This window comes from Mesorhizobium sp. B2-3-6 (assembly GCF_006442305.1).
GTDB lineage: Bacteria > Pseudomonadota > Alphaproteobacteria > Rhizobiales > Rhizobiaceae > Mesorhizobium.
This window is the reverse complement of sequence record NZ_VFVW01000003.1, coordinates 574385-598710: the sequence shown is the minus strand read 5'-3', so window position 1 is coordinate 598710 and position 24326 is coordinate 574385. Positions and strand designations below refer to the sequence as shown.

Annotated in this window: 24 protein-coding genes; 13 read left to right on the top strand and 11 right to left on the bottom strand. The window is 64.3% G+C overall.

Annotated features, from left to right (window positions below; all coding sequences use genetic code 11):
• Positions 1-78: 78 nt before the first annotated feature.
• The 4 genes from FJ953_RS12165 to FJ953_RS12150 all read left to right on the top strand — a co-directional run bounded on the left by FJ953_RS12165 (position 79) and on the right by FJ953_RS12150 (position 3708).
• Positions 79-333: a GlsB/YeaQ/YmgE family stress response membrane protein gene (locus FJ953_RS12165; protein ID WP_140500262.1), complete on the top strand. Its 255-nt coding sequence runs from the start codon at positions 79-81 to the stop codon at positions 331-333.
• A gap of 23 nt (positions 334-356) precedes the next feature.
• Positions 357-503, top strand: a complete 147-nt coding sequence (locus FJ953_RS12160) for a hypothetical protein (protein WP_140500260.1) — start codon at positions 357-359, stop codon at positions 501-503.
• A gap of 137 nt (positions 504-640) precedes the next feature.
• Positions 641-2905, top strand: a complete 2265-nt coding sequence (locus FJ953_RS12155; protein WP_140522540.1) for a transglycosylase domain-containing protein — start codon at positions 641-643, stop codon at positions 2903-2905.
• Between the two features lie 50 nt (positions 2906-2955).
• Positions 2956-3708, top strand: a complete 753-nt coding sequence (locus FJ953_RS12150) for an SDR family oxidoreductase (protein WP_140500256.1) — start codon at positions 2956-2958, stop codon at positions 3706-3708.
• 27 nt (positions 3709-3735) lie between these two features.
• Here the strand turns inward: FJ953_RS12150 and FJ953_RS12145 are convergent, their stop codons facing one another.
• Positions 3736-4656 carry a zinc-binding dehydrogenase gene (locus tag FJ953_RS12145; protein ID WP_140500254.1) on the bottom strand — a complete coding sequence of 307 codons (921 nt, stop codon included), beginning with the start codon at positions 4654-4656 and terminating at the stop codon, positions 3736-3738.
• 143 nt (positions 4657-4799) lie between these two features.
• On the opposite strand from FJ953_RS12145, the gene FJ953_RS12140 reads away from it, so the two are divergent.
• Both FJ953_RS12140 and FJ953_RS12135 read left to right on the top strand, forming a co-directional pair.
• A complete protein-coding gene (locus FJ953_RS12140; protein ID WP_140624422.1) occupies positions 4800-5609 on the top strand; it encodes a helix-turn-helix transcriptional regulator in 810 nt (269 codons plus the stop codon).
• A gap of 91 nt (positions 5610-5700) precedes the next feature.
• Positions 5701-6138 carry a VOC family protein gene (locus FJ953_RS12135; protein ID WP_140500250.1) on the top strand — a complete coding sequence of 146 codons (438 nt, stop codon included), beginning with the start codon at positions 5701-5703 and terminating at the stop codon, positions 6136-6138.
• 136 nt (positions 6139-6274) lie between these two features.
• On the opposite strand, the gene FJ953_RS12130 is transcribed toward FJ953_RS12135, so the two are convergent.
• Positions 6275-8059 (bottom strand): cation:proton antiporter, encoded by a 1785-nt coding sequence (locus FJ953_RS12130; RefSeq protein WP_140624421.1) that lies wholly within the window; start codon positions 8057-8059, stop codon positions 6275-6277.
• A 215-nt stretch (positions 8060-8274) separates the two neighbouring features.
• Positions 8275-8724, bottom strand: a complete 450-nt coding sequence (locus FJ953_RS12125) for a host attachment family protein (RefSeq protein ID WP_140513765.1) — start codon at positions 8722-8724, stop codon at positions 8275-8277.
• A 432-nt stretch (positions 8725-9156) separates the two neighbouring features.
• Here FJ953_RS12125 and cysG point away from each other — a divergent pair, with 432 nt between their 5' ends.
• The 5 genes from cysG (at position 9157) to FJ953_RS12100 (ending at position 14045) form a co-directional block, all read left to right on the top strand.
• Complete coding sequence (gene cysG / locus FJ953_RS12120; protein ID WP_140558382.1) at positions 9157-10602, top strand: siroheme synthase CysG; 1446 nt, start codon at positions 9157-9159, stop codon at positions 10600-10602.
• Positions 10599-10892, top strand: coding sequence for a DUF2849 domain-containing protein (locus FJ953_RS12115; RefSeq protein WP_140500242.1), 294 nt, complete (start codon positions 10599-10601; stop codon positions 10890-10892). Before cysG ends, FJ953_RS12115 begins: the two co-directional genes overlap by 4 nt.
• Positions 10893-10940: 48 nt before the next feature.
• Positions 10941-12611, top strand: a complete 1671-nt coding sequence (locus FJ953_RS12110) for a nitrite/sulfite reductase (protein WP_140500240.1) — start codon at positions 10941-10943, stop codon at positions 12609-12611.
• Positions 12586-13350, top strand: a complete 765-nt coding sequence (locus FJ953_RS12105) for a phosphoadenylyl-sulfate reductase (protein WP_140500238.1) — start codon at positions 12586-12588, stop codon at positions 13348-13350. Before FJ953_RS12110 ends, FJ953_RS12105 begins: the two co-directional genes overlap by 26 nt.
• A 161-nt stretch (positions 13351-13511) precedes the next feature.
• A complete protein-coding gene (locus tag FJ953_RS12100; RefSeq protein ID WP_140500236.1) occupies positions 13512-14045 on the top strand; it encodes a DUF934 domain-containing protein in 534 nt (177 codons plus the stop codon).
• A gap of 107 nt (positions 14046-14152) precedes the next feature.
• Here FJ953_RS12100 and FJ953_RS12095 read toward each other — a convergent pair whose 3' ends face one another.
• Together FJ953_RS12095 and FJ953_RS12090 are read right to left on the bottom strand one after the other, a co-directional pair.
• A complete protein-coding gene (locus FJ953_RS12095) occupies positions 14153-15175 on the bottom strand; it encodes a fatty acid desaturase (RefSeq protein ID WP_140500460.1) in 1023 nt (340 codons plus the stop codon).
• Positions 15176-15340: 165 nt separating this feature from the next.
• Positions 15341-15541, bottom strand: coding sequence for a hypothetical protein (locus FJ953_RS12090; protein ID WP_140500234.1), 201 nt, complete (start codon positions 15539-15541; stop codon positions 15341-15343).
• A gap of 239 nt (positions 15542-15780) precedes the next feature.
• Between FJ953_RS12090 and grpE the strand changes: the two genes are divergently transcribed.
• Together grpE and FJ953_RS12080 are read left to right on the top strand one after the other, a co-directional pair.
• Entirely contained in the window at positions 15781-16416 is a 636-nt protein-coding gene (grpE, locus tag FJ953_RS12085) for a nucleotide exchange factor GrpE (protein ID WP_140500232.1), read from the top strand.
• A 162-nt stretch (positions 16417-16578) separates the two neighbouring features.
• Positions 16579-17211 carry a trimeric intracellular cation channel family protein gene (locus FJ953_RS12080; protein WP_140500230.1) on the top strand — a complete coding sequence of 211 codons (633 nt, stop codon included), beginning with the start codon at positions 16579-16581 and terminating at the stop codon, positions 17209-17211.
• A 117-nt stretch (positions 17212-17328) separates the two neighbouring features.
• Here FJ953_RS12080 and FJ953_RS12075 read toward each other — a convergent pair whose 3' ends face one another.
• The 6 genes from FJ953_RS12075 to FJ953_RS12050 form a co-directional block, all read right to left on the bottom strand.
• The gene (locus FJ953_RS12075; RefSeq protein ID WP_140500229.1) at positions 17329-18216 is read right to left on the bottom strand and encodes a GNAT family N-acetyltransferase; all 888 of its coding nucleotides are present in this window, start codon (positions 18214-18216) and stop codon (positions 17329-17331) included.
• A gap of 183 nt (positions 18217-18399) precedes the next feature.
• Complete coding sequence (locus tag FJ953_RS12070) at positions 18400-20709, bottom strand: PAS domain-containing hybrid sensor histidine kinase/response regulator (protein ID WP_140624420.1); 2310 nt, start codon at positions 20707-20709, stop codon at positions 18400-18402.
• An 85-nt stretch (positions 20710-20794) separates the two neighbouring features.
• Positions 20795-21787 (bottom strand): MDR family oxidoreductase, encoded by a 993-nt coding sequence (locus tag FJ953_RS12065; RefSeq protein ID WP_140624419.1) that lies wholly within the window; start codon positions 21785-21787, stop codon positions 20795-20797.
• 62 nt (positions 21788-21849) lie between these two features.
• The gene (gene lspA / locus FJ953_RS12060; RefSeq protein ID WP_140624418.1) at positions 21850-22338 is read right to left on the bottom strand and encodes a signal peptidase II; all 489 of its coding nucleotides are present in this window, start codon (positions 22336-22338) and stop codon (positions 21850-21852) included.
• A 13-nt stretch (positions 22339-22351) separates the two neighbouring features.
• Positions 22352-23212 (bottom strand): RNA methyltransferase, encoded by an 861-nt coding sequence (locus FJ953_RS12055; protein ID WP_140624417.1) that lies wholly within the window; start codon positions 23210-23212, stop codon positions 22352-22354.
• On the bottom strand, positions 23212-24297 hold the full coding sequence (locus tag FJ953_RS12050; RefSeq protein ID WP_140624416.1) for a class I SAM-dependent rRNA methyltransferase: 1086 nt from the start codon (positions 24295-24297) through the stop codon (positions 23212-23214). The genes FJ953_RS12055 and FJ953_RS12050 overlap by 1 nt, the downstream gene beginning before the upstream one ends.
• Positions 24298-24326: the final 29 nt, after the last annotated feature.

Sequence of the window (24326 nt, the reverse complement as noted above, 5' to 3'; positions counted from 1 at the left end):
TAGCCTGAAGCCGTTGATATCGAGGCCGATTCGGGGCTTTCCGCTCCGCGCTCGCCTCTTGCTCGGAGGGAAATCGCCATGGGCGTCGAAAGCCTGCTCGTCTTCATCATCATCGGTGCCATCGCCGGCTGGCTCGCCGGTCTCATCGTCTCCGGTTTCGGCTTCGGCCTGATCGGCAACATCATCGTCGGCATCATCGGCGCGTTCATCGCGGGCTGGCTGTTCCCGCGGATCGGCTTGTCCATCGGCGGCGGCATCCTCGCCTCGATCATCCACGCCACGATCGGCGCCATCATCCTGCTGATCCTGGTCAGGGTCCTGAAGCGAGCCTGAGGCCGGGCACCGAGGAGCGCGCCATGAAACAGAATACGCTTTATCTCGTCATTGGCGCGCTCGTCGTCGTGGTCATCGCGCTCGGCGTCTACGTCTACCGCGAACAGACCAAGCCGAAAGGCGTGGAGCTCAAGATCGACGACAAGGGCATCTCGATCCAGCAGAACTGAACGGAGCCCGGGCTTGCCGGCTCCGCATTGCTCCCCACGCCTGACTATCGCTGCCTGCCGGATTTAACCCGCCTTTAAACCGCCGCATCTACTCTGCAACCCGAACGCCATAGGCATCGGGATATCAAGCGCAGCGCATGGCGAACCGCAGAGACAGCCGCATCGAACCCAGTTTCGAGGGACCGCCACAAGCGAGATCCCAGACCGGTCTTTCGGTGAGCGAGGAGGATCGCGTCGTGCCCAGCAACCGCAAAGCCTCCGCCAAACGCAAACCGCCGAAGGCAAAATCGTCGCGTGCCAGGCGCGACCGAAGCCGGCGCGGCCTGTTCGGCGTGCTCGGCCGGCTGGTCTACTGGTGCTTCGTGCTGGCCATCTGGGGCGGCATCGCGGTGGCCGGAGTCGTCGTCTACTACGGCGCCAAGATGCCGGCGGCCACGACCTGGTCGATCCCCGATCGCGCGCCCAATATCAAGATCGTCTCCGCCGACGGCCAACTGCTCGCCAATCGCGGCATGAGCGGCGGCGAGGCGGTCGGCCTGCACGAAATGTCGCCCTACATCCCCGAGGCGGTCATCGCCATCGAGGACCGCCGCTTCTATTCGCATTTCGGCGTCGACCCGATCGGCCTGTCGCGCGCCATGGTCGCCAATCTCGCCGGCGGGCATTTCTCGCAAGGCGGTTCGACGCTGACGCAGCAACTGGCCAAGAACCTGTTCCTGACGCCAGACCGGACGCTGGAGCGCAAGGTGCAGGAGGTGCTGCTGGCGCTGTGGCTGGAGCACAAGCACACCAAGGACCAGATCCTCGAAATGTACCTCAACCGGGTCTATTTCGGCTCGGGCGCCTATGGCGTCGAAGCGGCCTCGCGCCGTTATTTCGGCAAGAGCGCGCGCGATGTCACCTTGTCGGAGGCGGCGCTGCTTGCCGGTCTCCTGAAGGCGCCGTCGCGACTGTCGCCGGCGCGCGATCCCAAGGCCGCCGAGGACCGCGCGCAGCTGGTGCTCGCCGCCATGCGCGACGAAGGCAAGATCAGCGCCAAGGAACTGACCACGGCGATGAGCGCGCCGGCGACGCGCGCGCCGTCCTACTGGACAGGCTCGGAAAACTACGTCGCCGACACCATCATGGAAGAGCTGCCCGATCTGATCGGCGACGTGCGCGGCGACATCGTCATCGATTCCACCGTCGACCTGAACCTGCAGAAGCTCGCGGAACAATCGATCCGCCGGCTGATCGATGAAAGCGGCAAGAAGCTCAACGTCACCCAGGGCGCGCTGGTGTCGATCGACGATTCGGGCGCGGTGCGTGCCATGGTCGGCGGCTACGATTATTCGACCAGCCAGTTCGACCGCGCCTCGGAAGCGCGCCGGCAGCCCGGTTCGGCGTTCAAGCCGTTCGTCTACATGGCCGCCCTCGAGGCCGGCCGCACGCCCGACAGCGTGCGCAACGATGCGCCGATCAAGATCGGCAAATGGACACCCGACAATTACGGCGGCAAGTATTTCGGGAAGGTGACGCTGGCAACCGCCTTGGCGAAGTCGCTGAACTCGGTGGCGGCCCAGCTGACCATGGAAGTGGGGCCGGACGCAGTGGTCGAGGCGGCGCATCGCATGGGCATCCAGTCCGATCTGCAGGCCAACACCTCGATCGCGCTAGGCACGTCGGAAGTGACGCCGCTGGAGCTGACCTCGGCCTATGTGCCTTTCGCCAATGGCGGCTACAAGCCGGACATCCATTTCATCCGCCGCGTGACATCAGCCGAGGGCAAGGTGCTGTACGACGCCGGCAGCGGCAGCGCGCCGCGCGTGGTGAAGCCCGAGATCGTCGGCATGATGAACTCGATGATGACCGGGACGGTGGAGATCGGCACGGCCAGGAAGGCGGCCTTCACCTGGCCGTCGGCCGGCAAGACCGGCACCAGCCAGAATTCGCGCGACGCCTGGTTCGTCGGCTACACCGCCAATCTCACCACCGGCGTATGGTTCGGCAATGACGACGGCAGCCCGATGAAGAAGGTCACCGGCGGCGCGCTGCCGGCGCAGGCCTGGCACGAGTTCATGGTCGCCGCGCATGAGGGCGTGCCCGTGCGGCCGCTGCCTGGTACCTGGAAATCGACGCCGGCCGATAGGATCGTGCCGGACGAAATCCCGTCGGCCGATGCGACACAGCCGGCTCCGAAGCCGCAAGCGCCTGTCGGCCAGTCGGCGCCCGCTGCCGTCGCGGCGCAGCCAGCGCCGGTTCGCGCGCCCCGCCCGGCCCAGACGGTCGACGCCGACGGTTTCGATATGCCGGGCGACTCCGGAACCACCGCCTCGGTCGGACATCCGGTGCCGCCGGGCAGTGTCGGCGGTCCGCTCAAGAAGCGGCAGACGTCGATCCTCGACATTCTCGGCGGAGGCTAGCGGCAACTCGCCTCTCGCCAGCGCCACACCGTTCGGCTACACCTCCCGACATGGCAGAGATCGACACCAGGAAGACCATTGTGCTGACCGGCGCCAGCCGTGGCATCGGCCATGCCACGGTCAAGCGTTTCTCGCGCGAGGGCTGGCGCGTCATCACCTGCTCGCGCCAGGCGTTTGCCGAGGATTGCCCGTGGCCGGCCGGGCCCGAGGACCACATCAAGGTCGATCTCGCCGACCAGGAGGATGTCGGCATCGCCGTCTCCGAAATCCGCCACCGGCTCGAGGCGCATGGCGGGCAGCTGCACGCGCTGGTCAACAACGCCGGCATTTCGCCAAAGCTCAAGGACGGCAACAGCCGCATGAACTCCATCGACACGCCGATGCATGTCTGGCGCGACGTGTTCCAGGTCAATTTCTTCGCGCCGATCATGCTGGCGCGCGGGCTGTTCAAGGAACTGGCATCGGCGAAAGGGTCGATCGTCAACGTCACCTCGATCGCCGGCACCCGGGTGCACCCCTTCGCCGGCACCGCCTATGCGACATCCAAGGCGGCGCTCGGCTCGCTGACGCGCGAGATGGCGCATGATTTCGGCCCGCACGGGATCCGCGTCAACGCCATTGCGCCGGGCGAAATCGACACCGCGATCCTGTCGCCGGGCACGGACAAGATCGTCGAGACCATTCCGCTCAGGCGGCTGGGCACCACGGCCGAGGTCGCCGACATCATCTTCTTCCTGTGCTCCGGGCAGGCGTCTTATGTGACCGGCTCGGAAATCCACATTAATGGCGGCCAGCACGTGTGATGGGGCAGGTCTCAGCCTAGGGATCGTTCATCCGGTCATGGTGAGAACGGCCTTGCCGCTGAAGCTGCGCTGTCGCAGAGCGTCCAGGGCTTGGGCGATGTCGGTCCATGGCATGGTCAGGGCGACGCGGGTTTCCAGCCGGCCGGCCGCAACGAGAGCGAGCAGCGAGGCGATGTCCGAGCCAATGCCCGCGCCAGACGTGTAGTAGGCGAAAGTCTGAAGCCTCGCCCCCTCGTGACCCGGAACGAACTGGCGGAACCCAATTGGCGTGAGTTCGCCACTGCTCGAGCCGAACATGACGATCGTCCCGCCAGGAGCGACGCGTTCGATCGCGTGGGCGAGGCTTTGGCCGCCGACCGACTCGGTGATCAGCGAGAACGCCCCCTCAGCCAGTTCGATCGACTCGACGACTTGCCCGGCACCCAGGCGGCGGAGATCCTCGCCATGCCGGGAGGCCGCGACCGCGGTCACGCTCGCGCCCTGTTCGCGCGCGATCTGGAGCTGGAAACGGCCGACCGCACCGCTTGCGCCGGTGATCAGGACCCGCTGGCCGGCAAGGTCGCCGCCATGGTGCAAAGTCCTGAGCGCGGTCGTGCCCGCGACCGGAAGCGTGGCCGCGGAAACGAAGCTGACGTCATCCGGCAGGACGGCGAGGCGGTCGGTCGAAACCGCGACGCGTTCGGCCCAGCCCGCCTGGTCGACCAGAGCCGCGACCCGGGCGCCCACGGCTGGCCCGGAGCCGTCGGCCGCTGGCCGTTCGACGATCCCGACGATGTCCTGGCCGGGTATCCAGCCGTCCGGGCGTATGGTGAGCAGGCGCAATTCGCCGCGATTCAACGAGGTTGTGTGGACCGAGACAAGCGCCTCGTTTGCGAGAGGCCGAGGGTCCTCGACCTCGGCAAGCGTCAGTCCGGTGGGGCTGTCGGAAGACATGACTAGGGCGCGCATGGGACGTACCTTCCTGCTGGTTTGTGGACGCAAAGCGCGGTGGCATCCTGATCAACCGGGTGCATAGGCAAGCTGGAATCTATCGACTTCCCAACTTGAGGAATTTAGCTATCCTGGCGTTTAATCGCTAAAAGCCGTCAATCATGAGACAACCTCTTCGCTACCCATGGCTCGATTTCAATGTGGATGACGTCCTCGCACCGGCAATCGCCGTGCGCGTCGACGTTACCGAAACCAAGGCCGAAGTCCCCTCCCATCGGCATCGCAAAGGCCAACTCGTCTTCGCGCTCGGCGGTGGCGTCACATGCCGCGTCCCGAGCGGCCTGTGGATGGTGCCGCCGCATTGCGGGGTGTGGATTCCCGGCGACATGGAGCACAGCAATATCGCGACCGCCAACGCCCGGATCTTCTTCGTCTACATCGAGCCGGGAGCCGCCGAATTGCCGGACCGGTGCTGCACCCTTTCGGTCTCGCCGCTGCTGCGCGAACTGATCATCGAACTGTCCGATGGCGTGGGGGATGATGAGGCGAGGGATGCGCTTTTGATCAGGATGCTGCTTGCCGAGCTGCCGCGCATGCCTGTCCAGCGGCTGCATCTGCCGATCTCATCCGAGCCACGATTGAGGCGGATCGCCGAAGCGTTGGCGCAGGATCCCGCCGACCGCAGCACATTGTCGCAATGGGCCAGCCGGGTTGCGCTCAGCGAGAGCAGTCTCGCCCGTCTCGTCGTGAAGGAGACTGGCTTAAGCTTCGGACGCTGGCGCCAGCAGTTGCATCTGATCGTCGCAATTCGAGAACTGGCCTCCGGTGCGGGCGTGCAGCAGGTCTCCGGCGATCTCGGCTATGATTCCGTCACCGCCTTCATCACCATGTTCAAGAAGGCGCTTGGCAAGCCGCCGGCAAAATACCTCGGCAGCGTCGCGCAAAATGGCGGCTCTGCCTTCGTGGCGTGATCAACCTGGCTCCAGGCGGAGCACCTCGAGCATACATTGTTGGACCAGGCGACGCCTTGTAGATTCGAACGACACCTTGGAGATTGGAAACATGGCGCTCAAGCGAATGGACAACGTAGGAATCGTCGTCGAAGACCTCGGAGAGGCGGTTGATTTCTTTCGCGAACTCGGCCTCGAGCTCGAAGGACGGGCCACGATCGAAGGAGAATGGGCCGGACGTGTCACCGGACTGGGCGATCAGCATGTCGAGATTGCCATGATGCGCACACCGGACGGCCATAGCCGGCTCGAGCTCTCCCGCTTCCTCAGGCCGCCTGTCGTCGCAGATCACCGGAACGCCCCGGTCAACGCCCTAGGCTACCTCCGCGTCATGTTCACCGTGGATGACATCGACGAGACGCTTGAAAGGCTCCGCACGCGCGGCGCGCAGCTCGTAGGCGAAGTAGTCCAGTATAAAGACGTGTACCGGCTCTGCTACATCCGTGGGCCTGAGGGGTTGCTCATCGGACTCGCCCAAGAACTCGGTTGAGCGCGATACGAAGACAAATGGCAGGAGTGACCGATGTCAGCGGGGGCGTCCAAGGCCGCCCCACCTGTTCGAGGTCCAGCCCTCCACAATCGGCCGCGTTCTCGCTAAGCACGGATTAGGTCCGTGCAGGATCGGCTCAGGCGGCGGACGGTTCAGCCGCCCGCGGCTTGTGACCAAGCACCTCTTCCACGATGCCGCGCGCGATCTCGCGTTCGCCCATGATCACCGTATCGGCGCCGAGCCCCTTGAGATGCTCGACCTCGGCATCGGAATGGGCGCGGGCGACGACGTTGATGGCGGGATTGGCGGCGCGCGCACGCAGCACGATCTGACCGGCCTCGAAGGCATTGGGGATGGCCAGGATCAGCCGTTTCGCGCCTTCGGGGTTGGCGGCTGCAAACACTTCGGCATTGGCGGCGTTGCCGGCCACGGTCTCGATGCCCTCGGCCCTGAGCTTCACCAGTGTCTTGTCGGCATCCTCGACCACCAGGAAGGGCAGGGCGGCTTCCTTCAACGCAGCGCCGACGAGACTGCCGACACGGCCGTAGCCGATCAGGATCGCGTGGCCGCTAAGGGCTGTTCTTGGCGGCGGCCCATCTTCCTGCTTCGCCGCCGAGGCGACGGAAGCCACCTGGCCGGGCTCCGTCGCCGGGCCGACCGGTTTGGGCTCCACAGGCGGCGCCGTCCTGGCGGCGCGGGCCTCGAGCCATGGCTTCATCCAGTCGATGACCAGGAACATCACCGGGTTGAGCACGATCGAAAGGATGGCGCCCGCCAGGATGAGATCGCGCCCCTGTTCGGGCAGCAGTTTCAGCCCGACGCCGAGTTCGGCCAGGATGAAGGAGAACTCGCCGATCTGGGCAAGGCTCGCCGAAATCATCAGCGCCGTCGCCAGGGGATAACCGAAGGCGACGACGATGAGGAAGGCCGCCAGCGACTTGCCGACGACGATGATGGCGAGCGTTGCCAGAATCGGCAAGCCGTTGCTGAACAGGCTGAACGGGTCGAACAGCATACCGACCGAGACGAAGAACAGCACCGAGAAGGCATCGCGCAACGGCAGCGATTCCTCCGCGGCGCGGTGGCTGAGTTCGGACTCGCTCATGATCATGCCGGCGAAGAAAGCGCCCAGTGCCAGCGAGACGCCGAACAGCTTGGCCGCGCCGAAGGCGACGCCAAGCGCTATCGCCAGCACCGAAAGCCGAAACAGCTCGCGCGAGCCGGTATGGGCGACATAGTGCAGGATCCAGGGAATGACGCGGCGGCCTACCACCAGCATGACGATGACGAAGGCGGCGACCTTGGCCAGCGTGATGCCGACGACACCCCAGATGCCGTAGCTCGCGGGCAGCGACAGCAGGCCGCTCGCATGGGCATCCGCCTGCTCCTGGCCGCCAAGCACGCCGGCAAGCGCTGGCAAAAGCACCAGGGCCAGCACCATGGCCAAGTCCTCGACGATCAGCCAGCCGACGGCAATGCGGCCGCGCTCGGTCTCGATCAGGCGGCGCTCCTGCAGGGCGCGCAGCAGCACCACGGTCGAGGCCACCGACAGCGCCAGGCCGAAGACCAGTCCTGCTCCCGCCGACCAGCCGAGCATCCAGGAAAGCCCCGCGCCGAGTGCCGTGGCAAAGCCGATCTGAACGATGGCGCCGGGCACGGCAATGGCGCGGACCGACAGGAGATCCTTCAGCGAAAAATGCAGGCCGACGCCGAACATCAACAGGATGACGCCGATTTCGGCGAGCTCATTGGCAAGGCCGGCGTCAGCGACGAAACCGGGCGTGTTCGGCCCAACCAGCACGCCGGCCACGAGATAGCCGACCAGCGGCGGAATGCGGAAGCGGTTGGCGAGAGCGCCGAAGACGAAAGCGAGCCCCAGACCGGCTACGATGGTGGCGATAAGGGGAGTGTCATGCGGCATTGTCTATGGAGCGCCTTTCAAGCCAGCGATGCAGGATATGCGCCGCCCGAAGCCGCCGCCTGTTTGCAATATGGTGGATTGGGTGTCGGCCACGCAACCCCGCAAAACCGGGAATTGCCGGTGAAGCGACAAATACCTCGCCGGTGGGCAAGCAAGCCGGAATTCGAGGTCAGCCGAAATCATGCGCCGCAACGGCGGCGCTCGATCGCCAACGATCAAGCTGCCCGCAACAGGGCCTCGATCTCGAATACCGCGTGGTTGGTCAGCGTCTTGGGAATTTCCGCGCTGACCTTGTCGCTGACTTCCTTGTGCAGGATCTTGCGCATCGCGCCGAGCACGAGCGGCGGCGCGATGAGGATGATTTCGTCAAAAGAGCCTCGATGAGCCAGCTTGTAGAGCCGTTCGGCGAGTTCGTCGGCAAAGCGCTCCTTGCCGATCCGATGCCAATCCGTCTCCTCAACCGCGCTGCGATGAACCGAGGGGCCGTCATTGTAGCGACCGGGACTGTCGCTGCCTTGCTCGCGCGTTGGCGGGTTGTCCTGCCTCATTTCCTGCACCACTTCGAGGTTCGGAAATTTGGTGTCACCTGCATTTCTGAGGAAGAGCGCTTTTTCTCCGTCGGCCACCATGATCCAGATGCCGTGCTTCAACTTGATCGCGCTCATGACGCCGGGCTCCTTCCTTCGCTGCCGCCACGCTTGGCTTCACGCCGCGGCCAGGTATGATTTTGAATTGCGCATGCGGAAGGAACGCGCCTCGATCCGGTAATGTTCCAGCCAAAAAGCCAGGTCATACGGACGCTCCGTCGAGGCGGAGGCGCGCGCACGACCGCCAGGCAGCTTTAATCTACTAAATTAGTAGAATTTAGAAAAAACGGTTTTGTCATAAAGCGCGTTCGGCCCAAAAAAGAGGAGAAATCAAGGCCCGCGACAGCGGCTTGATGCCGGTCTCCGCAACAAGGTGGAATATTTTTCTCTTGGCCGCGGCCCTTTAGAAAAAGCGATTGCATCCCGGAAGGTGATGCGCGAGTGGGTTTCTTCAGCTTTTTCGCGCCCACGCGTAGAAGTGAAGACCAGATCAGGATTCCGTTCGTATCCATGCCGCAGCCCGCCCCCAAGCTCAATGCCTTCCCCGTCTTCGTACGGGTCGAGGACGAAGCCGTAACGATCGTCGGCGGCGGCGACGAAGCGTTGGCCAAGGCACGATTGCTTGGGCAGTCCAGCGCTACGCTGCGCATCGTCGCGGAGAGCGCCTCACCGGACATGCTCGGCTTCATCGCGCAGAGCGGCGCCACCCACATCGCGGCCTATGAGGCGAGCCGGCTGGAAGGCTCGGTGATGGTGTTCGCTGCCAGCGGCGATGAGGCGCTCGACCGGCGCGTTGTCCAGGATGCGCGCCGGCTCGGCATCCCCGTCAATGCGGTGGACCGGCCGGAGCTTTGCGATTTTTTCACCCCGGCGCTGGTCAATCGCGCACCGGTCGCGATCGCCATCGGCACGGAAGGCGCTGGGCCGGTGCTGGCGCAGATGCTGCGTGCCCGCATCGACCGCATGCTGTCGCCCTCGTTGGGCAGGTTGGCGGCTCTCGCCGCGTCCTTCCGGGCCGCCGCTGAAAGCCTGCCCAGGGGCAATTCGCGCCGCCGGTTCTGGAGCGAGTTCTTCGGCGGTGCGCCGGCGCGCGCCGTCGAAGCTGGCAAGCTTTCGCAGGCGCATGACGCAGCCGCCGATCTTCTGCGTTCGGCTGCATCCGCTTCAGGCCATATCGCCCTGGTTGGCGCGGGCCCCGGTGCCGAGGACCTTTTGACGCTGCGTGCGCATCGCCTGCTGATGGAGGCCGATGTCATCGTCCACGACGCGCTGGTGCCGGAGGCTGTCGTCGCCATGGGCCGACGCGACGCCGAGCGGCTGGCGGTCGGCAAACGCAAGGGCTGTCACACCAAGAGCCAGGCCGAGATCAATGCGCTGCTGGTCGAGCTTGGCCGCGAAGGCAAGCGTGTGGTGCGGCTGAAGTCGGGCGATCCCCTGGTGTTCGGCCGGGCCGGCGAGGAGATGGCGGCGCTGCGTGATGCCGGCATCGCCTATGAGGTGGTTCCGGGCGTTACCGCTGCTTTCGCTGCCGCCGCCGATTTCGAATTGCCGCTGACGCTGCGTGGGGTTTCCTCCTCGATGGTGTTCACCACCGGTCATGATCTCAAGGGCAATTCGCTGCCCGACTGGGCCAAGCTTGCCATTTCGGGTGCCACCGTTGCTGTCTATATGGGCCGCTCGGTGGCCGCGGAGGTTGCCGGCCGGCTGATCGAGGCCGGGCTTTCGCCCGATACGGCGGTAGCCGTGGTCGAGAATGCCAGCCTCGGCAATCGCCGCCGTTTCCACGGCACGCTTGCCGACCTGCCGTCGTTGGAAGCGCGCTCCGATCTCTCAGGTCCGGTCATGACCATCATCGGCGATGCGGTCGCCGGCGCCAATTTCGAACGGTCCGAACCGCTCGCGGCACACAGGCATGAAGGTGCGCCCATAGCTGCCACCGAGGGAGTTCAGCAATGAAGATACTGACCGCCAACCGGCTCGCCGACGGCATCGCCGTCTGGTACGCAGACGGCGGCTGGGCCGAGAGGGCGGACCATGCCGACCTCGCCCATGACAAGGCGGCCGAGGATCGCCTGGAAGCGATCGGTGCCAAGGCCCACGCCGACAACGAAGTCCTCGACGTCAACCTCATCGATGCCGAAATCGTGAACGGCGTTGTCGAGCCGGTGCGGTTGCGCGAGAAGATCCGCGCCGCGGGCCCGACCATTCGCAACGATCTTGGCAAGCAGGCCTCCCGGGCGGCGTAAGCCCAGACCAGAAGTGAACACGGGCGGACGCGCCCTGAAAGACGAAGCATGTACCGCTACGATGAGTTCGATCACGATTTTGTCCAGGCCCGCGTCGCCGAGTTCAGCGACCAGGTCCAGCGCCGGCTCGCCGGCGAGATCACCGAGGACCAGTTCCGGCCGCTCAGGCTGATGAACGGCGTCTACCTGCAATTGCACGCCTATATGCTGCGCATCGCGGTGCCCTATGGCACGCTGAACAGCAAGCAGTTGCGCATGCTCGGCCACATCGCGCGCAAATACGACAAGGGCTACGGCCATTTCACCACGCGCCAGAACATCCAGTTCCACTGGCCGGCGCTGTCCGACATTCCTGCGATCCTGGCCGATCTGGCAAGTGTCGAGATGCACGCCATCCAGACCAGCGGCAATTGTATCCGCAACGTCACCGCGGACCATTTCGCGGGTGCGGCGGCCGACGAGGTCGCCGATCCGCGTCCCTATGCGGAAATCCTGCGCCAGTGGTCATCTGTTCATCCGGAGTTTTCCTATCTGCCGCGCAAGTTCAAGATCGCGGTAACCGGCGCGGAGCGCGACCGCGCCGCCATCCAGACCCACGACATCGGCCTGCACCTGAAGAAGAACGCGGCCGGCGAGCTCGGCTTCGCCGTCTATGTCGGCGGCGGCCAGGGGCGCACGCCGATGGTCGCCAGGAAGATCCGCGATTTCCTGCCGGAAGCCGACCTTTTGTCCTACTGCACGGCGATCCTGCGCGTTTACAACCTGCATGGCCGCCGCGACAATAAGTTCAAGGCGCGCATCAAGATCCTGGTCCACGAGACCGGCGTCGAGGAGATCACGCGCCAGGTCGAGGCGGAATGGCAGCAATTGAAGGACGCCGAGTTGAAGCTGCCGGAAGCAGACATCCGCGCCATCGACGCCTATTTCGCGCCACCAGCGCTGACCGCGCGGCCGGACGGCGACGAGGCTGTAAAGCTGGCACGCCTCGATTCCAAGGGCTTCTCGGATTGGCTCGACCAGAACGTGGTGACGCATCGCCACCCCGACTATGCGGCGGTGACCATCTCGCTGAAGGGTATCGGCGAAGTGCCGGGCGATGCGACCGACAGCCAGATGGAAGCGATTGCCGATATCGCCGAGAAGTATGGATACGACGAGTTGCGCGTCAGCCACGAGCAGAACCTGATCCTGCCGCATGTGGCGCGCGCCGACCTGAAGGCGGTCTATGACGCGCTGGTCGATATCGGCCTGGCGACCGCCAATTCGAACCTGATATCGGACATCATCTCGTGCCCGGGCCTCGACTATTGCGCGCTGGCCACAGCGCGTTCGATCCCGATCGCGCAGGAGATCTCGCGTCGCTTCGCCTCGCTGGAGCGGCAGCGCGAGATCGGCGAGTTGAAGCTGAAGATCTCCGGCTGCATCAATGCCTGCGGCCATCACCATGTCGGACATATCGGCATTCTCGGAGTCGAAAAGAAAGGCACCGAGCTGTACCAGGTGACGCTTGGCGGTTCGGCCGACGAGAACACTTCGGTGGGCGAGATCATCGGCCGCGGCTTCTCGTCGGAAGAGATCACCGACGCCATCGAGCAGATCGTCGAGACCTATCTCGGCCTTCGGCTCAACTCACAAGAGAAATTCATCGACGCCTACCGCCGTGTCGGTCCCGCGCCGTTCAAGGAGGCGCTCTATGCTGGCGAAGCCAAGGCCGCTTGACCCTATCGTCGACGCCGATGACGGCATCGCCGCCAAAGCGGCGGGGTTTGACGCGCTTTACGGCCACCTGAATCCGCTCGACATCATCGAACGCGCGGCAGGCGACCTGTTTCACGATGAGATTGCCGCGGTGTCTTCCTTCGGTGCCGATTCGGCCGTGCTACTGCACATGATTTCCGAAGTCGATCGCTCGCTGCCGGTCATCTTTCTCGATACTGGCAAGCATTTCGAGGAGACGCTCGGCTATCGCGACGCCCTGGTCGCCGATTTCGGGTTGACCAACATCCAGGTGATCAAGCCCGACGAGGCAGCACTCGAGCGGATCGATCCAACCGGCAATCTGCACCAGACCAACACCGACGCCTGCTGCGACGTGCGCAAGGTCGAGCCGCTGGCACGGGGCGTGGCGCCTTTCCGCGCCTGGTTCACCGGCCGCAAACGCTTCCAGGCCTCGACGCGCGCAGCACTTCCGGTGTTCGAGGCGGTCGGCCCACGTATCCGCATCAATCCGCTGGCGCACTGGACGACGTCGGACCAGGCGGACTACATGCGTGCGCATGCACTGCGGGAAAATCCGCTGGTCGCCTATGGCTATCTGTCGATCGGCTGCTTCCCGTGCACCCAGCCGGTGCAGCCGGGCGAGGACGCGCGCAGCGGCCGCTGGGCCGGCCATGCCAAGACCGAGTGCGGCATTCACCTGTCGGGACTGGAGAAGTCGCTGACCGACGCATCGTTATAGGGTATGCTGATATTCAGGTGAGGCCGGCCTGCAAACGGCGGCTTCGGGGGCTCACATACTACAAGTACGCTCCGCTCCGGCTCTCGGAAGCTACCGTTTTCGACTCGGGCCTGCTTGAATCTCCACACCCCCTTGAGCTCTTTGAATTTTAGGAAATTTCGATGACTGAACCGACGATACCGGAGACCCGCCTCTGGACCCCGACGGGTTTTCGGGAGGATGAGTGGGCTCATGCCGAAGGCGCGGAAGCGCTGTCCGGCAATGGCCGCTTCATCCTGCCGCTGCAGGCGTTTCTCGATCTCGATCCGGAGGTGCGCCGGTCGGCCAAGGAAAGGATCGGTGTCGTGCTGCAACCCGGCGATCAGCTCGAAAGGATTGCTGGCCTGCTCGACCAACTGTCGCTGGTGGCGCTGGCTTTTCCGTCGTTCAGCGATGGCCGCTCCTTCTCAAAGGGCGAATTGCTGCGCAGCCGACATCATTTCGAAGGTGCCGTGCGCGCCACCGGCCAGGTGCTGGTCGACCAACTGCCGCATATGCTGCGGCTCGGTTTCGATGAATTCGAAATCTCCAATCCCGTGCTCTTGAAGCGGCTGGACGAAGGCCGCACCGGCGGATTGGGACTCTACTACCAGCCTGCCGCCGTGCCGAAGCCCAAGGGACCAAAATACTCCTGGCGTCGGCTGCGTGCCGGCTGACGTCACGACACTTCCAGCGACAGGGTTGCGGCCGCCTGTCCTCTCCCGTCACGACGACAGGAGGTGCCGCCGGCGGATCGGGGACAGCAGAGCCAGGCAGAAGATGGCTACGCCGCCATCCGTGCCTGGCGAAACGACACCAGCTTGCCGCTGTTTTCATCCCACAGCGCCAGCTTGACGCAGCGCAGGCTCTCAAGAAGGGTGATGCGGCCTATGCCGCGCAGTTCCGGATAATCGCGCAGCACTTCCTGCAGGCGGTAGCCTGGCACCTTCGCGGAGAGGTGATGGACATGATGGACACCGATGTTGCCGGTGAACCAGTTCAGCACCGGCGGCAGGTCATAATAGGAGGATCCGTGCAAGGCGGCACGCTGGAACTCCCACTCATCGTCCTTCGCCCATTCGGTCTCCTCGAACTGGTGCTGGACATAGAACAGCCAGATGCCGGCGGATCCGGCAAGGATGACGATCGGCAGGTGGACGACCAGAAAAGCGCCAATACCGACGAACCATATCAGGATCGACGCTGCCAGAACGATGGCGAGGTTGGTGGCCATCGAGGATACCCAGGGCTTCAGGCCACCGCGCATCATCCCGACCGGCAGCCTTTGCTCGAAGATGAAGAGCCATATCGGCCCCAGTCCGAACATGACCAGGGGATGGCGATAGAGACGATAGGCGAGGCGACCTCTCCAGGACATCCGCCGGTACTCCGCGACCGTCAACGTCTTGATATCGCCAACGCCGCGCTCGTCGAGATTACCCGCGCTGGCATGATGGGTGGCATGAGCACTCCGCCAGCAATCATAAGGCGTCAGCGTAAGCACGCCCAGGACGCGGCCTATCCAGTCATCGGCGGTGCGGTTGGCGAAGAAAGATCCGTGCCCGCAATCGTGCTGGATCATGAAAATCCGCACCAGGAAGCCCGCCGCCGGCAAGATCAGCACCAGCCCCCACCAATGGCCATAGGCAAAGGCGATCGAGGACAGCGCCCAGAGTGCTGCGAAAGGGATCAGGGTGATCGCCAGTTCGACGGCGCTGCGCCGCCTGTCCGGCTTCTTGTAGCGCGCCAGGATCTTCAACCAGGCGCGCTTACTGTTGGCGGCAGTCTCAGGGGAAATCATGTTCATCATGAAGCATAGGCGGAGGGGCCCGGCTCCCGCAAGGCTAATCACGAGAAATTACCGCGCGTAATTGTCGCGATGGGGCGCGGGATCCTCGATCCAGGCCGCGACTTCAGGTTCTGTTCTAACCCTTGCAACTCTGCCAACCCGGATCGCATCCGGTCACATGCATCAATGGCGCGCGCCGCCAGCCATGCTGTTTTCCAGGCCGTCGAGACGTTCGAGCTGGTCCCGGAAGCGGTCGGGAATGTCTTTCTCGGCGCGAAAGGCCGGCAGCGCATGCAGAAAGCGTCTCACCGCCGCCGTGCCTAGCTGGCGCCGGATTTCGGCGGCGATCCGATCTTTCTTTTCGCCCTTGTCGCGGGGTGTCATTTCAAAAATCCTGTGTCGGTTCGAAAATCCTCCAGCCAGCAAATGGTTCCCCGATCGCGCCGCCGGGGCAAGCAAAGGTGGAAGCTATGGTAAAGTTTGAATTAAAATCGAAGCATCGCACTGATCGCCATTCGGTTTGAACGGCTGGGCGCGTGCCTTCGCTTACCCCTTGATTTTTGCCCACCAAACCTCGATATCGGGCTCAAAATCCACACTATTCGAGATGATGGGAAACGGCGATGAGCGACCAGGCAAAAGACGAACGCGCGCCCGACGAAATTGAGGCGACCGAAGCCAATGCCGAGCGCACGGAAGGTGGCGTCGATGGCGATTATGAAGCGGTTGTGCGGCTCCTGAAGGAGAATGAAGAGCTGAAGGACAGGGCGCTTCGCGTTGCGGCCGAGATGGAGAACCTGCGTCGCCGCACCGCGCGCGACGTGCATGACGCGCGTACCTATGCGGTCGCGAACTTCGCCCGCGACATGCTGTCGGTTTCGGACAATCTGCGCCGCGCGCTGGACGCTATTCCCGCCGAGGCCAAGGCGTCCGGCGATGCGGGTTTCAAGGCGCTGATCGACGGCGTCGATCTCACCGAGCGTGCCATGCTGTCCGCACTGGAGCGGCACGGCGTCAAGAAGCTCGCGCCGGAAGGCGAGAAGTTCGATCCCAATTTCCACCAGGCCATGTTCGAAGTGCCCAATCCCGATGTGCCGGCCAACACGGTGGTGCAGGTCGTGCAGCCGGGCTATTCGATCGGGGAGCGGGTGCTGCGCCCGGCCATGGTCGGCGTTGCCAAGGGCGGCCCGAAAATCGCCGCCGGCGAAGCGCCGGTCGAGCCGGGGCCCGTCAACGAGCAGGCGGAGAAGGACGCGTAGTTAGGGGAATAGGGAATAGGGAATAGGGAATAGGGCAAGGCAGTAAGGCAGTAAGGCAGTAAGGCAGTAAGGCAGTAAGGCAGTAAGGGGCGTATCAACAGTACGGCTTCGTGCTAAACATACTCCCCTACTCCCCTACTCCCTTACTTCCTGGTCCCGCCCTTGAACCCCATCGCGCTTCTCGACTATGCCGGCGTTGCGGTCTTCGCGGCGACAGGTGCGCTTGCCGCGTCGCGCAAGCAGCTCGACGTTATCGGCTTCCTTTTCCTGGCGTGCGTCACCGGCATCGGCGGCGGCACTCTTCGCGACGTCATCCTTAACCTGCCGGTTTTCTGGATCGCCAATTCCAGCTATGTGCTGATCTGCGCGGCGGTTGCGGTGCTGGTGTTTTTCAGCGCACACCGTGTCGAATCCCGCTGGAAGTGGCTGCTCTGGCTCGACGCCGTCGGGCTAGCCGCTTTTTCGGTGATGGGTGCGGCCAAAGGGTTGGCCATCACCGGTTCGCCGGTCGTTTCCGTCATCACCGGCGTGCTGACCGCCACATTCGGCGGCATCCTGCGCGACGTGCTGGCAGGGGAGCCTTCGGTGCTGCTGAGGCCGGAAATCTATGTCACGGCCGCCCTGGTTGGCGCGTCAATCTTCACATTGGGCGATGTCGCCGGACTGCCGCAGATCGTCTCAGGCTTGGCCGGTTTCGCCGCGGCATTCGCCGTGCGCGGCGGCGCGCTCAAATTCGGCTGGTCGTTTGCGTCTTACAAGAGCCGGCCCGGCAGGCGGCCGGAGGATATTTCGTGAGAGAAGGGATTAGGGGTTAGTGATTAGTGAGTAGTGAGTAGTGAGTAGTGAGTAGTGATTAGGGTTAATCAGTAGGTGTAAATTATGATGTCTTCACTACTGACTACTGACTACCGATCACGCCGCAAAACGCTGCGCTTCCCCGCCGTAATAATTGACGTAGCGGGCGCCGATCTCCTTGACCGGCATCACCACGAACACATCGACCGTCGAGAATTCACGATCGATGACGCAGCCGTCGCCGATGCGGGCGCCGACCCTGAGATAGCCCTTGACCAAGGGCGGCATCGCAGCGATCGCTGCCTTGGCATTGACCGCCTCGATCGGCATCAGGTCCATGGAACAATAGCGCCCGGCGACGGCGCGCACGTCCCAAGCCGAATTCGTGCGGCAGTGATGCGCCAGATAGGTGAGCGCCTCGGCATGGGCCGCCGGCACCGTGCCCTGGAAAGACGCACAGCCGGTCATCACGCCAATGCCGTAGTGGTTGATGTAGGCCCAGATGCCTTGCCACAACGCCTCGATGGTGCGCTTCGAACGGTATTCCGGCAGGACGCAAGAGCGGCCGAGCTCGAGAAAGCGCTGGCCGGGGTGACGGGCGATGAGCTTGGTCAGCTCGAACTCGCCTTCGGAATAGAAGCCGCCGGCGGCCGCAGCGATTTCTTGCCGCAGCAGCCGGTAGGTCCCGACGATGCGGCGATGTTCGGGGCCGGAAAGCGAGGTATCGAAGACGAGCAGGTGATCGCAGTGCGGATCGAAGCGGTCGGCATCACGGCGGTCCTGCACCTGAAACAGGTTCTTCCTGGCGCCAAGCTCGTCGTAGAATACCCGGTAGCGCACTTCCTGCGCGGCCGCGATCTCGGCCTCGTTGCGGGCCAGCCGCACTTCGAGGTTGCCGATACGGCCGAGCGCTGCGCCCTTTGTGACGGAATCGACATTGCGCCCGGCAAGCAAGGCGCCGCCGGCGTTCGGCCGAGTGTCACATTCCGGCATAACTGTATGCACGAGTGATTCTCCTTCGAGCCATCCCTCTTGGCACGGGGATACGGTGTAGGTGCAACAGGATTGTGACAGTACCGTGATACGGCGTCGCGGGCAATACTTCGTCGGCTGGCGAATACGGTCAACCGGCTACGTTATGCAAAAGCAAGGTGGCGCCGCTCGGCAGGAGATGGATGAAAAAAAGTCTCAGGCGGCGACCTGCCCCTCGATGGCGTCGACCAGTGCATCGGGGTCGAGCGGCTTGGTGACAAAGCCGCTGGCGCCGTGGGCGAGCACCGCATGGCGGGTCTTTTCCTGGCTGTCGGCCGACAGCACCATGATGGGCACTGGCGGCACGGCGGTCTCCTCCTCATGACGGCGGATGGCGGCGATGGCGTCCATCCCATCCATCACCGGCATGTGCAGGTCCATCAGCACCACGTCGAAGCGGTGTTTGTGTCCGGCACCGGTAACGGCCTCGACCGCCGCCTTGCCGTTGCCGACAACCTTGACGCGATGACCGGCCTTCAGCAGCGTGGCGCGAGCGAGCATGGCGTTGATGTCATTGTCCTCGGCGATCAGCACCGACAGGCCACGCTGGCGATCACTGGCGGCGCGAAGCGCCGGCGGGTGGGGCTTTTCCGGCCGTGTCGGGGCAAGCGCCGGCGCATGACTGCTCAGAAGCACACGCAAAAGTGTTCCGCCTCGCACCGGTCTGGCGAGGAAGGTCGCGTAGCCGCTGGCGCGGAACTCGCCGAGCATGCCGCGATCGGTCGGGGCGATCAGCGTGATGGCTTCGCAATCGGAAAAACCGCTTTGGCGCAGCCGCTTGAGCAGTCTTCCGTCGCCCTCTTCCATGGCCGCGTCGACCAGCAGCACGTCGCAATCGCCGGAGAACGATGCCGCCTGCGCCACGGTGGTGGCGATATCGACCGCGCCGCCGTTGGCGCGGATGCTGCGGGCGATGGCGTCGGCCTCGACGATATTTCTCGACAGGATTACCGCGTGCCTGCCCTGAAGCGCGTCCATGCGGCCCGGTGGTGGCTCGCTCGCGGAGATGGCCGGGATATCGAAGACGAATTCCGAACCCTGACCCAGCCGGCTGGAGACGGAAATCGTGCCGCCCATGGCGGTCACCAGGCGCTTGGAGATGGCAAGACCGAGACCGGCTCCGCCATGCGCGCGCGTCGAGGTACCGTCGGCCTGCTCGAACTCCTCGAAAATGCGCTCCATGTCGTCTTCATGCAGGCCTGGCCCGGTATCCGCGATGGTGAAGCATATGCGGTCGGTGGTTTCAGTGCGGGCGCGCGCTATACTCACCAGCACCCCGCCGCTGTCGGTGAACTTGATGGCGTTGCCGATCAGGTTGAGCAGCACCTGCCTGACCCGGCCCGGATCTGCGGTGATCAATTGCGGCACGTCGGGCTCGACATGGCAGCCGAGGCCGATATCCTTGGAGAAGGCGCGCGCGGCGAGGAGCTCGACAACGTTGTCGGCGATCTCGCGCACCGACATTGGCTGCGGTTCGGGATCGAAGCGTCCCGCCTCGATCTTGGAATAGTCGAGCAGGTCCTCGATGAGGGCCAGCAGCGCGCTGGCCGAGGTCGAAATGGCGCCGACATAGGTCTGCTGCTCCGGCGACAGGCTGGTATCGGCCAACAGCCTGGCCATGCCCATGATGCCGTTCATCGGCGTGCGGATTTCATGGCTGACGGTGGCGAGGAAGCGCGATTTGGCCTGGCTTGCGTATTCGGCCCGCTCGCGCGCGGTGATCAGCGAGGATTCGGCACGCTTGCGGGCGGTGATGTCGCGGGCGATGGCGCGATGCGAGACAGCACCGCTGTCCTTGTCGCGCACCGACAGTTCGATCCACGAGAACCAGCGCGAACCCCCGGGCGTGCGGATGGCGACGTCGGTGGAACTCAGACATTCATGGTCGGAAAACGCGGCGTCGGGAACGATACCGACTTCGATGCCGAGTTCCGCCAGGGTCTTGCCGGCGAGGTCGCGCTGGTCGACCTCGACGAGATCGGCGAACACCTTGTTGGCATAGACGATATAGCCGTCGCGGTCGCGATGAATGACGAGATCGCCAAGCGCGTCGATCAGGCCGCGAAAGCGCTCTTCGCTCTCCTGCATCTCCCACATGCGATCGGCCAGCGTCTCGATCTCGGCACGGCTGCGAGCCGTGGTTTCATCAAGCAGCGCGGCGGTGCGGTATTCGTTCCTTCTGGCGCGCAGGTGCAGGCCGAAGCCGGCAAGGCCGGTCGCCAGCAAAGCGAGGCTGATGAAGATCGGCGCGCCGGTCAGGTGCGTCAGCCCCGCCAGCATGATGATGGCGACGAAGGTCAACAGCGGCAAGCCTTCGCGGCCGGCCAATCGCGGCTGATTCCTGGCCTGTTGCGGCTCAGGCGCCAGCGGCGGTGCGGCGACGAACCGCCGCGCCGACGCCGGCGCGGGTACCGCATCGACGTCTTCGCCAGTCCCCGCTTCCTGGATGCCGGATTCCGCGACCATGCGAAAACCCTACCGGACAGAAATTATGGAAGCCTGCGGGGGATCGTTCGAATTTTAGCGGATAGGTTGTTTTACCCCGGCGAACTCACTGCATGTCTACGACGACGCGGCCGCGGATCTTGCCGTCGACGATGTCGCGCGCGGCGTCGATGATGTCGTCGAAGCCGATGGTCGTGGACAGGCTGGCGAGCTTGCGCAGATCCAGGTCGGCGCCGATGCGGCGCCAGGCCTCGAGCCGCACCGGTTTCGGCGCCATCACCGAATCGATGCCGAGCAGCGAAACGCCGCGCAGGATGAAAGGTGCCACGCTCGACGGCAGGTCCATGCCGCCGGCCAGGCCGCAGGCCGCGACGGCACCGCCATAGGAGGTCATAGAGAGCACATTGGCCAGTGTGTGGCTGCCGACGGAATCGATGCCGCCCGCCCAACGCTCCTTGGCGAGCGGCTTGGTCGGCTGGCTGAGTTCGTCACGCGATATCACCTCCGCGGCGCCAAGATCGATGAGATACGGGCTTTCGGCATTGCGCCCGGTCGAGGCAATGACGTGATAGCCCAGGCTGGACAGGATGGAGACCGCGACCGAACCGACGCCGCCGGCCGCGCCCGTCACCACCACGGGCCCGCGATCGGGCACGATGCCGTGCCGCTCCAGTGCCATGACGCACAGCATTGCGGTATAGCCCGCGGTGCCGACCGCCATCGCGTCATGCGCGCTGATGCCGTCGGGGAGCGGCACCAGCCAGTCGCCGTTGACGCGGGCGCGTTCGGCATAGGCGCCAAAATGCGTCTCGCCGACGCCCCAGCCGTTCAGGATGACCTTGTCTCCCTTGCGCCAGTCGGGATGGGAAGAGGATAAGACCGTTCCGGCGAAATCGATGCCTGGCACCAAGGGCCAGCGGCGAATGACCGGCGCCTTGCCTGATATTGCGAGCCCATCCTTGTAGTTCACCGTCGTCGCTTCGACTGCGACGGTGACGTCACCGTCCATGAGATCGGCTTCGGTGAGGTCGGTCACCGCCACCGACTGTTTCTTTTCGGCGTCGCGCGAAACGAGGATGGCTTTGAAGGTTTCGGGCATTTTTCTCTCCTCGATCTATCGACGTTTGGACTCTGCTGCGGCGGCCGCGCCGGGTCAATCGGTCAGGCGTCGGGACCCTGGGGCTTGGGCTGGCGCCGCCAGCCCAAAACTTCGTCAAGCACGACCAGCGCGGCGCCGACCGAAATGAAGGCATCGGCGAGATTGAACACGGCGAAGGACCAGACCGGAGTGTGGAACAGGATGTAGTCGATGACGTGGCCGTAGACGGCGCGGTCGATCAGATTGCCGAGCGCGCCACCGATGATCAGGGCAAAGCCGGTGCGGGCAATAACATGGCCCGCTGGCGTGTGCGTGGCCAGATAGAGCACGAAGGCGACGACGAGAACGGCGATGATCACCAGCCCGGTATCGCCGAAGGATGAGAACATCGAGAAGGCGATGCCGGTATTATAGGTGCGAAACAGCGCCAGGAAGGGCAGGAGATCGAGCTTTTCCTGAAAGGGAAGGCCGATCTCGACCAAATGTTTTATCCACTGGTCGAGCGCGATGGCCGCGACGACCAGCAGCGCATAGGAAGACCATGATTTCACGATTGGGCAACCCTCATTGCGAATCCACCATAGGGTCCAGTTTCAGCGCGCCGCGGCGGATCTCGAACAGCATGACGCCGGTGGCGACGGCAAGATTGAGCGAATCGGCACGCCCTGCCTGCGGAATCCTGAGCAGCCTGTCGCAACTCGCCGCCAGGCTTTCGGGCAGGCCTTGCTGCTCATTGCCCATCATCAGCAGCACCGGCCCCCGGGAAAAATCGACCGAGCGGTAGTCGACCGCGCCTTTGAGGTGTGTGCCGGCGACGAGACCCGAAAACCCGCCGCGCCAGGCGAGGAATGCCTCGGTCGTCGCCTTGGCCACCGGAACGGCGAAGATAGAGCCCATGGTGGCGCGCACCGTCTCCACCGAAAAGGGATCGGTGGTGTCTCCGACCAGGATCACGCCCTTCGCGCCTACGGCGTCCACCGTGCGGATGACGGTGCCGAGATTGCCGGGATCACGCACCCGGTCGAGCGCCACCCAGACATCGCCATTGTCGGCGCGGATATCCTTCAGGGCCAGGAATTTCTGCGAGAAAACGCCGATCACCATTTGCGGATTGTCGCGGCGGGTTATGGCGACAAGCACTTTTTCCGAGACTTCAAGCACCGTGCCGCCGGAAGCCACCGTGCGCGCAGCGACCTTCTCAACCGCCGCGTTGCCGCGTCCGGCCTTGGCGAAGACCAGGGTCCTGATCTGCCAGCCGAGGTCGAGCGCATCGATGACCAGCTTCAGTCCCTCGGCCATGAAGGCGTTCTGCTGGTCGCGGAATTTTTTCAAGGCCAGCGCCTTGATGTCCTTGACCAGCGGATTGGCGAGGCTGGTGACCTCTTTCACCTGCCCGACCGGACGGGCGCCGTCATATCCACTCATCAGGCCACCCAGCGCGAGAACAGCGAGGTCGACAGCGCGCGGCCCGCCGATTTTTCGCGGATGATCAATTCGCCCGATTCAACCTTGCCGCCCATGCCGGCAAAGGTGTCGCGCATGAGGGCATGGATGGCGAAGAAGGAGGCGCGGATCGAATAAGCGGTCAGCACCACGGCAAGCGGTTTCGGCGTCAGGATCGATCGGCAGAGATCGGTCAATGCCGGCAGGTCCTCGAACAACTGCCAGACCTCGCCCTTGGGGCCGCGGCCATAGGCGGGCGGGTCGAACAGAACAATGTCATAGCGGCTGCCGCGGCGCTCCTCGCGCTCGGCGAATTTCACTGCGTCTTCGACGATCCAGCGGATCGGCTTGTTGCCAAGCCCGGCCATCTCCTGGTTTTCGCGAGCCCAGCCGACCGCCTTTTTCGAGGCATCGACATGGGTGACCTCCGCGCCGGCGCGCGCCGCTACCAGCGAGGCAAGGCCGGTATAGCCGAACAGGTTGAGCACCTTGACCGGCCGCCTGGTCGCCGCGATCAGTCCGGCCATGTGATCCCAGTGCGAGGCCTGCTCGGGAAACACGCCGACATGGCGAAACGAGGTGAAGCGGCCGAGATAATCGATGCCGTCGTGCTTCATCGGCCAGGTCTCGCCGAGCGGCGTCCCGGGGAAGCGCCAGCGGCCAACGCCTTCCTCGTCGGTATCGCCGGTGAAGACAGCGTCGGCGCGGTCCCATTCCCTTGCCGGCAGCGCCTTCTGCCAGATCGCCTGGCCCTCTGGGCGGACGATCCGATAAGGACCGTATTGTTCGAGCTTCTGGCCGGCGCCGCTGTCGAGCAGCGCATAGTCGGCATTGGGCGCCACTTCGAGGATCAGCGGAAGCTGTTCGGCCGGAAGAGCGCCGTCGCGACGGGCCAGGATGCGGGGCGCCGACTTCGGTTCGGGGCGCCCGTCGGCCCTGGCGTCGGGCCGCTCCTGCGGCCTGGCGTCCGGCCGGGCCGTTCCACGACCTTCATGCGGACGCGCCTGTCGTGCACCGCTTTTTGCGGGCGGACGGCTGTCGCGGCGTTTGTCGCGAAAAGATTTCAAGCAGGAGCATCTCCGAGGCGTGGCCGCTT

What these genes read in the sequence shown, in the direction of transcription:
- FJ953_RS12165 (WP_140500262.1), top strand. Translation starts at nt 79, where the DNA reads ATGGGCGTCGAAAGCCTGCTCGTCTTCATCATCATCGGTGCCATCGCC.
- FJ953_RS12160 (WP_140500260.1), top strand. Translation starts at nt 357, where the DNA reads ATGAAACAGAATACGCTTTATCTCGTCATTGGCGCGCTCGTCGTCGTG.
- FJ953_RS12155 (WP_140522540.1), top strand. Translation starts at nt 641, where the DNA reads ATGGCGAACCGCAGAGACAGCCGCATCGAACCCAGTTTCGAGGGACCG.
- FJ953_RS12150 (WP_140500256.1), top strand. Translation starts at nt 2,956, where the DNA reads ATGGCAGAGATCGACACCAGGAAGACCATTGTGCTGACCGGCGCCAGC.
- FJ953_RS12145 (WP_140500254.1), bottom strand. Translation starts at nt 4,656, where the DNA reads ATGCGCGCCCTAGTCATGTCTTCCGACAGCCCCACCGGACTGACGCTT.
- FJ953_RS12140 (WP_140624422.1), top strand. Translation starts at nt 4,800, where the DNA reads ATGAGACAACCTCTTCGCTACCCATGGCTCGATTTCAATGTGGATGAC.
- FJ953_RS12135 (WP_140500250.1), top strand. Translation starts at nt 5,701, where the DNA reads ATGGCGCTCAAGCGAATGGACAACGTAGGAATCGTCGTCGAAGACCTC.
- FJ953_RS12130 (WP_140624421.1), bottom strand. Translation starts at nt 8,059, where the DNA reads ATGCCGCATGACACTCCCCTTATCGCCACCATCGTAGCCGGTCTGGGG.
- FJ953_RS12125 (WP_140513765.1), bottom strand. Translation starts at nt 8,724, where the DNA reads ATGAGCGCGATCAAGTTGAAGCACGGCATCTGGATCATGGTGGCCGAC.
- cysG (WP_140558382.1), top strand. Translation starts at nt 9,157, where the DNA reads ATGCCGCAGCCCGCCCCCAAGCTCAATGCCTTCCCCGTCTTCGTACGG.
- FJ953_RS12115 (WP_140500242.1), top strand. Translation starts at nt 10,599, where the DNA reads ATGAAGATACTGACCGCCAACCGGCTCGCCGACGGCATCGCCGTCTGG.
- FJ953_RS12110 (WP_140500240.1), top strand. Translation starts at nt 10,941, where the DNA reads ATGTACCGCTACGATGAGTTCGATCACGATTTTGTCCAGGCCCGCGTC.
- FJ953_RS12105 (WP_140500238.1), top strand. Translation starts at nt 12,586, where the DNA reads ATGCTGGCGAAGCCAAGGCCGCTTGACCCTATCGTCGACGCCGATGAC.
- FJ953_RS12100 (WP_140500236.1), top strand. Translation starts at nt 13,512, where the DNA reads ATGACTGAACCGACGATACCGGAGACCCGCCTCTGGACCCCGACGGGT.
- FJ953_RS12095 (WP_140500460.1), bottom strand. Translation starts at nt 15,175, where the DNA reads ATGAACATGATTTCCCCTGAGACTGCCGCCAACAGTAAGCGCGCCTGG.
- FJ953_RS12090 (WP_140500234.1), bottom strand. Translation starts at nt 15,541, where the DNA reads ATGACACCCCGCGACAAGGGCGAAAAGAAAGATCGGATCGCCGCCGAA.
- grpE (WP_140500232.1), top strand. Translation starts at nt 15,781, where the DNA reads ATGAGCGACCAGGCAAAAGACGAACGCGCGCCCGACGAAATTGAGGCG.
- FJ953_RS12070 (WP_140624420.1), bottom strand. Translation starts at nt 20,709, where the DNA reads ATGGTCGCGGAATCCGGCATCCAGGAAGCGGGGACTGGCGAAGACGTC.
- FJ953_RS12065 (WP_140624419.1), bottom strand. Translation starts at nt 21,787, where the DNA reads ATGCCCGAAACCTTCAAAGCCATCCTCGTTTCGCGCGACGCCGAAAAG.
- FJ953_RS12055 (WP_140624417.1), bottom strand. Translation starts at nt 23,212, where the DNA reads ATGAGTGGATATGACGGCGCCCGTCCGGTCGGGCAGGTGAAAGAGGTC.